Origin of the sequence: Streptomyces sp. Ncost-T10-10d (genome assembly GCF_900091955.1) — a bacterium.
Lineage (GTDB): Bacteria > Actinomycetota > Actinomycetes > Streptomycetales > Streptomycetaceae > Streptomyces.
Genome location: NZ_FMDF01000161.1, coordinates 1 through 7,476 on the forward strand (window position 1 = coordinate 1; position 7,476 = coordinate 7,476).

5 protein-coding genes are annotated in these 7,476 nt (G+C 72.6%); 1 reads left to right on the forward strand and 4 read right to left on the reverse strand.

Translation table 11 applies throughout. The features are described from left to right. Positions 1-3: 3 nt before the first annotated feature. The 4 genes from GA0115254_RS46675 to GA0115254_RS29295 form a co-directional block, all read right to left on the reverse strand. Positions 4-393, reverse strand: a complete 390-nt coding sequence (locus tag GA0115254_RS46675) for a hypothetical protein (protein ID WP_256102838.1) — start codon at positions 391-393, stop codon at positions 4-6. A gap of 404 nt (positions 394-797) precedes the next feature. Further along, positions 798-1,904, reverse strand: a complete 1,107-nt coding sequence (gene prfB, locus GA0115254_RS29285) for a peptide chain release factor 2 (RefSeq protein WP_093898296.1) — start codon at positions 1,902-1,904, stop codon at positions 798-800. A gap of 163 nt (positions 1,905-2,067) precedes the next feature. Continuing rightward, entirely contained in the window at positions 2,068-3,306 is a 1,239-nt protein-coding gene (locus GA0115254_RS29290) for a serine/threonine-protein kinase (protein ID WP_093898297.1), read from the reverse strand. 181 nt (positions 3,307-3,487) lie between these two features. After that, on the reverse strand, positions 3,488-5,131 hold the full coding sequence (locus tag GA0115254_RS29295; RefSeq protein ID WP_093898298.1) for a serine/threonine-protein kinase: 1,644 nt from the start codon (positions 5,129-5,131) through the stop codon (positions 3,488-3,490). A 499-nt stretch (positions 5,132-5,630) separates the two neighbouring features. On the opposite strand from GA0115254_RS29295, the gene GA0115254_RS29300 reads away from it, so the two are divergent. Beyond that, positions 5,631-7,476: FHA domain-containing protein (locus GA0115254_RS29300; RefSeq protein ID WP_141720936.1), on the forward strand; the 1,846-nt coding region annotated here is incomplete at its 3' end.

Sequence of the window (7,476 nt, forward strand, 5' to 3'; positions counted from 1 at the left end):
TGGTCACCGGCACCACCCTCGGTCGCCCGCACCACCCTGGTCACCGGCACCACCCTGGTTACCCGCGCCACCCTGGTCACCGGCACCACCCTGGTCGCCCGCACCACCCTGGTTACCCGCGCCACCCTGGTCGCCACCCTCCGTGGTGCCGCCCTGGTCGACACCGCCCGGTTCGCCGCCCTCGGTGCCACCCTGGGACTCGCCCGACGGCCCGTTGAGGCCGGCGCCGATCCCCAGACCGCTGTCGTCGACGTGCGCGTTGGCCGACAGCCCGGCAACGTTGACATCGACACCGACGGCCGATGCCACACCGGCAGCGGTGAGCGAGGCGCCCGCGGCGATCACCGCACCCGCGGCTATGCGCGCGACGCGTACTCGCGTCTTCTTGGTCATCTGCTGCTACCCCCAGTAGCTGTTCTCGTCAGTGGAGCAGCCATATGCGGGCCCCGGCTCTGCGGGGTTTGCTCCGAACAGCGCCACATGGAGCCGTGGTCATGCCGCCCGCCCCCGTTCACATCCGTCCCAGACATACGCATGCTGCTCTAGCACCCTGTCCACAGTTAAGGTCTGCGTCAAGGCCGTTCCGCGCAATGTGCACCGCTTTGGTCATAGTTGACCCTCATTCAGAATCGCGACTGTGACGCACTCACCACGGCACCTGCGCAACTCGGAACCTCAACTCCCTTTCGGGTGCCGCCCCGCACCCCTCCCCGACGAAAACGGCGGTGCCGGAATCCCCATGGGGATTCCGGCACCGCCGTAAGAACAGGAAGCAGCAACAGGCCGCTGGGGCCCGCCTACTTCTCCCGCTGCTTGCGCCAGCGGATGCCCGCTTCCAGGAAGCCGTCGATCTCGCCGTTGAAGACCGCTTCCGGGTTGCCCATCTCGAACTCCGTACGCAGGTCCTTGACCATCTGGTACGGGTGCAGGACGTAGGACCGCATCTGGTTGCCCCAGGAGTTGCCACCGTCGCCCTTGAGGGCGTCCATCTTGGCCTGCTCCTCCTGGCGGCGGCGCTCAAGGAGCTTGGCCTGGAGGACGTTCATCGCGGATGCCTTGTTCTGGATCTGCGAGCGCTCGTTCTGACAGGAGACGACGATGCCGGTCGGGAGGTGGGTCAGGCGCACCGCGGAGTCCGTGGTGTTGACGCCCTGACCGCCGGGGCCCGACGAGCGGTACACGTCGACGCGCAGCTCCGACTCGTCGATCTCGATGTGGTCGGTCTGCTCGACCACGGGCAGCACCTCGACACCCGCGAAGGACGTCTGGCGGCGGCCCTGGTTGTCGAAGGGCGAGATCCGGACGAGCCGGTGGGTGCCCTGCTCGACGGAGAGGGTGCCGTAGGCGTACGGAACCTGGACGGCCAAGGTGGTCGACTTGATGCCGGCCTCTTCCGCGTACGACGTCTCGTAGACCTCGGTCTTGTAGCCGTGCCGCTCGGCCCAGCGGATGTACATGCGCTGGAGCTTCTCGGCGAAGTCGGCGGCGTCCACGCCACCGGCCTCGGCCCGGATGTTGACCAGGGCCTCTCGGGAGTCGTACTCGCCGGAGAGGAGCGTACGGACCTCCATCTCGTCCAGCGCCTTCTTGACGGACTCCAGCTCGGACTCGGCCTCGGCCAGGGCATCGGCGTCGCCCTCGTCCTGGGCGAGCTCGAAGAGGATCTCGAGATCGTCGATCCGGCCGCGGAGGGCCTCGGTCTTGCGGACCTCGGCCTGGAGGTGCGAAAGCTTGCTGGTGATCTTCTGCGCCGCCTCCGGGTCGTCCCAGAGGGAAGGCGCGGCCGCCTGCTCCTCGAGCGCGGCGATGTCCGCCCTCAGCGCATCCAGGTCCAGGACGGCCTCGATCGACCCCATGGTCGAGGAGAGGGACTTCAGCTCTTCGGAAATATCGACGACTGCCACGGGTCCAGCGTAACGGCTGTCGGCGCGGACATTCCTCGGGCCGCATGATCACGACTCCGCGAACCGTGTGGGCGCCGCGCCCCCGGGCCGTACGGCAAAGGCGTGCCCACGGGGCTCTGCGGCCCCGGAGCCATCCGGGGCCGCCTCACCGGGCCCCTCGGGGTCAGGGTGTTCCCGGCGCCGAGCTCTTCGTGTCCTGCGCGGGCGCGTCCGCGGCGTCGTCGCCCAGCGCCAGCCAGCCGCCCACGCCCAGCGCCACCACCAGCACCAGCGCCGCGGCGCCCAGCGTCAGGCGGCGCTTGCGGACGGCCGCGGACTTGTTGCGGGCCGAGCCCGGGCGGGGCCGGCCCGGGGAGCGCGGGGCCCTGGCCGTGCCCCGGGGGCCGCCGGAGAGTTCGTCGGGGGCCGGGACACGCATGCTCGTGTGGGTGTCCCGGTTGGAGTCGGCGGACGAGCCGGGGACCAGGGGGACCGCGCCGCGGCGGCGGGGTTCCTCGGGCGCGGGGGTGTACTGCTGCTCGTCGTACGTCCGGGGTTCCGGTTCGGCGTCCGGCTCGTCCACGTCCAGCGGCGGGATGCCGGCCAGCTGCGGGAGCTGCTCGCGCAGCCGGGCCGCGAGCTCGGAGGCGCGCAGCCGGGAGGCCGGAGCCTTGGCCAGGCACTGGACCAGGATCTGCCAGAGCTCGTCGGGGATGCCCGGGAGCGGAACGACGGTCTCCGTGACGTGGCGGCGCAGGACCGCGCCGGGGTGTCCGCCGCCGAAGGGCGTGAAGCCGGCGAGGAGTTCGTACAGGACCGTGGCGAGCGCGTAGATGTCGACGGCGGCGCGGGGCGGGAGGCCTTCGACTATCTCGGGGGCCAGATAGTCCGGCGTACCGATGATCTTGCTGGCCTTGGTGCGGCGCGGGGTGTCGATCAGTTTGGCCACGCCGAAGTCGGTGAGCAGCGCCGGGTGCGAGCCGCCGGGGCCGAGCGGGCCCTCCATGTCGAGCAGGATGTTCTCCGGCTTGACGTCACGGTGGACCACACCGGCGGCGTGCGCGGCGGCCAGGCCGTCGGCGACGTCCGCGATGATCGCGACGGCGGCCTCGGGCGCGAGACGGCGTTCGCGGTCGAGCCGGGTGCGCAGGTCCGTGCCGCGTACCAGGTTCATGACCAGTGCCAGGTCGTTGCCGTCCACCACGAGGTCGCGGACGGCGACGACATGCGGATGGTCCAGGCCGAGCAGGGCGGTGCGCTCCTGGACGAAGCGGCCCACGAGCTCCTGGTCGGACGCGAGGTCCTCGCGGAGCAGTTTGATGGCCACCGGGCCCTCGGGCCCGTCGCCGAGCCACACCGTGCCGGCGCTGCCGCGCCCCAGGATCTGGTGGGCGGTGTACCGGCTGCCGATATTCCGTGCCAAGACTGCTCCCTCAGCGGCTGGCGATGGACCGTCGCTCATGACCCCCGATCGACAAAGTTACGCGTCGATCGGGGTGTTGAGTGCCCGAGATGGCGCCGGCCCTCACTTCTGCGGGCGAAATGCGGTGGAAACTGGCCCGCAGAAGTCGATATAGCTACAGAGTTGATGGTGTGCCGGCGGCTCAGGAGCCGCTGCCGCCGCTGCCGCCGAGTTTCGAGACCCAGTCGGTCACGCTGGAGACGGCGTCACTGATCGCCTGCCAGTAGCTCTTGCCCTGGCCGATCCAGTCCTGCAGCGGGGTCAGTTCCCAGATCAGCCAGCTCGCGACGAACAGCAGCACCAGGGTGAACAGACAGCCCTTGAGGCAGCCGAGGCCGGGAATCCTCATCGGGTTGGCGCTGCGCTGCCTCGGCTCGCGGGGCTGCCGCGGGGCCGGCTGCTGGGGCGGCGGCTGCTGCGGGGGCGCGTACTGCTGCCGCTGGTACTGCTGTTGGGGCTGGTGCTGGGGTTGCGGCTGGTACTGCTGCTGCCGGGGCTGGGGGTACTGCTGCGGCGGCTGCTGGTACTGCTGATGCTGCGGCGGCTGCTGCCGTCGCTGAGGCTGGGGCTGGGGCCGCTGGGGTCGGTGGCGCAGCGGGTCCTGGCTCGGGTCGAGGTACTGGACCTGCGTCTGCTCGTTGCGATCGCGGGCCGCCTGGAGCTGGGACTGCCAGGGGTGCGGCCCCTCGGGCTCCGGAGGGCTGTCCGGGTGCGGCGGTACGGGCGGCATGACCGAGGTCGGGTCGGCGTGCCCGCCCGGGCCGGGGGCGTGCTGCATGACGCTGGTCGCGGCGTTCGGATCGTACGAGCCCGCGTTGCTGGGCAGCACCTGCGTCGGGTCGGCCGCCCCGGGGGTCTGGGGAACGGCCGCGGGCGCAGGGTCGGGCGCGAGCAGGGCACCCACGCCGTCGGCCGCCGCGATCTGGGCCGAGCCGGCGTGCACGCCGATGCCTGCCGCGACGGTACGCAGTCCACGGGCCAGGTTCTCGGCGCTGGGCCGCCGGTCGGGGTCCTTGCTCAGGCAGCGCTCTATGACCGTCCACAGCGGCGCCGGGACGGTGGTGGGGCGGCGGGGCTCCTCGCTGAGGTGCCGGTGCAGGACTTCGAGGGCGGTGCCTCCGGAGAACGGCGGGCGCCCGGTGACCAGTTCGTACAACAGAATGCCCGCGCCGTAGATGTCGACCGCGGACGTCTGCGGCCGGCCCTCGGCGGACTCCGGCGCCACATAGGCGGGCGTGCCGACGAACTCATGGGTCCGGGTCAGCCCCGGGGAGTCGGCCAGTCGCGCGATGCCGAAGTCGGTGAGCATCGGGTGCATCTGGCCGTCGCGCTCGTCGAGCAGGACGTTGGCGGGCTTCAGGTCGCGGTGGACGACGCCGTCGGCATGGCTGGCGGCGAGCGCGTCCGCGATCTGCGCGGTGAGGAGCGCGGCGGCGACCGGGGTGAGCGGGCCGTTCTCACGGAGGTAGCGGTGCAGGTCGGGGCCGTCGACCAGGTCCATGACGAGGGCGAGAAGGTCTCCCTCGACGACCAGGTCGCGGGTGCGCACGATGTTCTCGTGGGTGAGCCGGAGCAGCACGGAGCGCTCGCGCAGGAACCGCATCACGACGTCCGCGTCGTTGGCGAGCTCCTCCTTCAGGACCTTGATCGCCACGGTCTCGCCGGGCTGGCCGGCGACGGCCGCCTCGGCGCCTGCGGTCTCCCGCTGGCGGGCACGCCAGACGGTGCCCGTGGCGCCGCGTCCCAGCGGCTCCTCGAGCAGGTACTTGCTGCCTACCGGCCGCACGTCATGCGCTCCCTGCTGATCGTGGTGCTTGCGGAACTCCCGGGTCCCCCGGGAGTTCCGGCCCACTCTAGTGGGGTGATGGGCGAGGTCGGGCGGGTCCGCCCGGTTGCCGCCGCCGTCCTTGTCCGCCGGGCCCGTTTGCCTCCTGACGGAGGTATCGGCCGGTTGCGGAACAAGACGCTCACACCGGGCGGATGGTTGCCGCACACGCGTGCGATGAATCGGCTCCGGGCACTCTCCCGGATCTGATGCGCTGCCGCGGAGAACCTTCCAAGCAGGCACTTATGGGCGCACAGCCGACCTTTCAAGATCACTTAGCGGTGACCCCCGGGCGTGTTGTCAGTGGCAGGTGCGAGGATGCCCTCAGCACGCGCTGTGGGGTAGGGAGCCCTGTGGCACGTGACGAACCTGTACCGGACGACGCGTCCGGGTCGGGTGGGGGGAATCACAGGGCGTTTCCCCTGCCCGGCGCCCCGCGCAGAAGGGACCGCTGACGGCGATGCAGATCCGGCTGACCGTCCTCGCGCCGCGCAGCGGCCAGACCCCGGCGCGCGCCTGCGACGTGCTGGTCACCGCCCCACCGGGGACGGCGCTCGCCACGGTGGCGTCCAATCTGGCCGCCGCCGTCTCCGGCCCCGACGGCTCGCTCGGCAGCGGTGCGGTGGTGCTGTTCGCCGGGCGTGAGCGCCTCGACGCGCAGCGGTGCGCACTGGGCGAGCCCCCGCTGGTCGACGGAGCGGTGCTCTCGCTCCAGGTCCCGGGCGAGGACGAGGCGGCGGACGACGCCGTTCCGGCGCAGCTGCACGTGGTCGCGGGGCCCGACGCGGGCGGGGTCCATCTGCTGCACGGCGGCCGGATCCGCATCGGCCGCTCCGCCGACGCGGACGTCCCGCTCGACGACCCCGACGTGTCCCGGCTGCACTGCACGGTGACGGTCTCCGCGGACGGCCTGGTCTCGGTGGCCGACCTGGGCTCCACCAACGGCACCCTGCTCGACGGTACGGAGGTCCGCGACCGCCCGGTCCGTCTGAAGCCCGGCGCGCTGCTGCGGCTCGGCGAATCGACGCTCCGGCTGACCTCGGGCGCGCGTACACCGACGCTGACGACGGCCCCGGACGGCGAGGGGCATCTGCGGGTGTCCGGTACGGCAGGCGCGGCCGCCGCCGATGGTGGCTCGGCCGAGGAGTACGGCTCCGGCCACGGGTACGCCCCGGCCGCCGCCGGCCCCGGGCCCGCCCCGCACGAGGAGCCCGACGACCGTCACACGTACGGGAGCGGCGAAGGCGGGTGGGCCGACACCCGTCGCCAGTCCCCCTCCGAGCGTTCCCCCCGCCTCCCGGACGACGGGACACCCCGGCGGGGCGGAATAGGCGCCTGGGCGCGCAGACTCGCGGGCAACAAGGGCGAGCCGGTGCACGAGGCGACGCCCGACGAGACGGGCGCGGCCGAGCTGCCGTTCCCGGCCGGCGCCTCGCCCGCGACACCATGGGGATCCGCCGCGGAGAGCGTCTGGCCCGACCCCGCGGCCGTGCTGCTGACCGCGCTCGGACCCGGCCCCCGGCTGTGGGAGCGCGACATCGCGCACCCGGAGGCGCTCGTGGTGCGCCTGGGGACGACGGACCGGGCCGAGCTGCCCGCCGTGCCGGTGACCGTGGGACTGCGGGAGGCCGGTTCCCTCGGGCTCGCCGGGCCGCGGACCAGGCTGGCCGGACTCGCCCGTTCAGCGGTGGCGCAGCTCGCCGCGCTGCACTCCCCCGCAGATCTGGAGATCGTGCTGATCAGCACGGACCGCGCCCGCAGCGCGGACGAGCGCAGGCGCGAATGGGCCTGGCTCGGCTGGCTGCCCCATCTGCGACCCATGCATGGCCAGGACTGCCGACTGCTCCTCGCGTACGACCGGGAGCAGGCCGTGGCCCGTACGACGGAGCTGGTGCGCCGGCTGGACGACGGGCCGCTGGGGCCCGGCTGGGCAAGCCTGGACCGCGGCACGGTAGCGGAAGCCGCCGGGCAGTACGCGGGCCCGTACACCGTGGTGATCATCGACGGCGACCCCGGCTCGGCGGTGCTGCGCGAGAACACCGCCCGGCTGGCCGCCGCGGGCGCCGCTGCCGGAATCCATCTGATCTGTCTGGCCGAGACCCCGGCCGCCACACCCACCTCACCGGTCGCGGCGACGTACGAGGCCGCCTGTCACGCCTCGATCGCGTTCCGTGAGTGCGGGGCGGTGGCGATGCTGAGCGGCGATGTGGCCACGGCACTGCGGCTGCTGCGCACGGCGGACGGCCGGGCCGCAGGCCGCGGCACGGTCGCCGCGGTGGACGCGGTGTCGGCGCACTGGGCCGAGC

Coding starts and splice junctions, on each gene's coding strand:
- GA0115254_RS46675 (WP_256102838.1), bottom strand. CDS start 393: ATGACCAAGAAGACGCGAGTACGCGTCGCGCGCATAGCCGCGGGTGCG.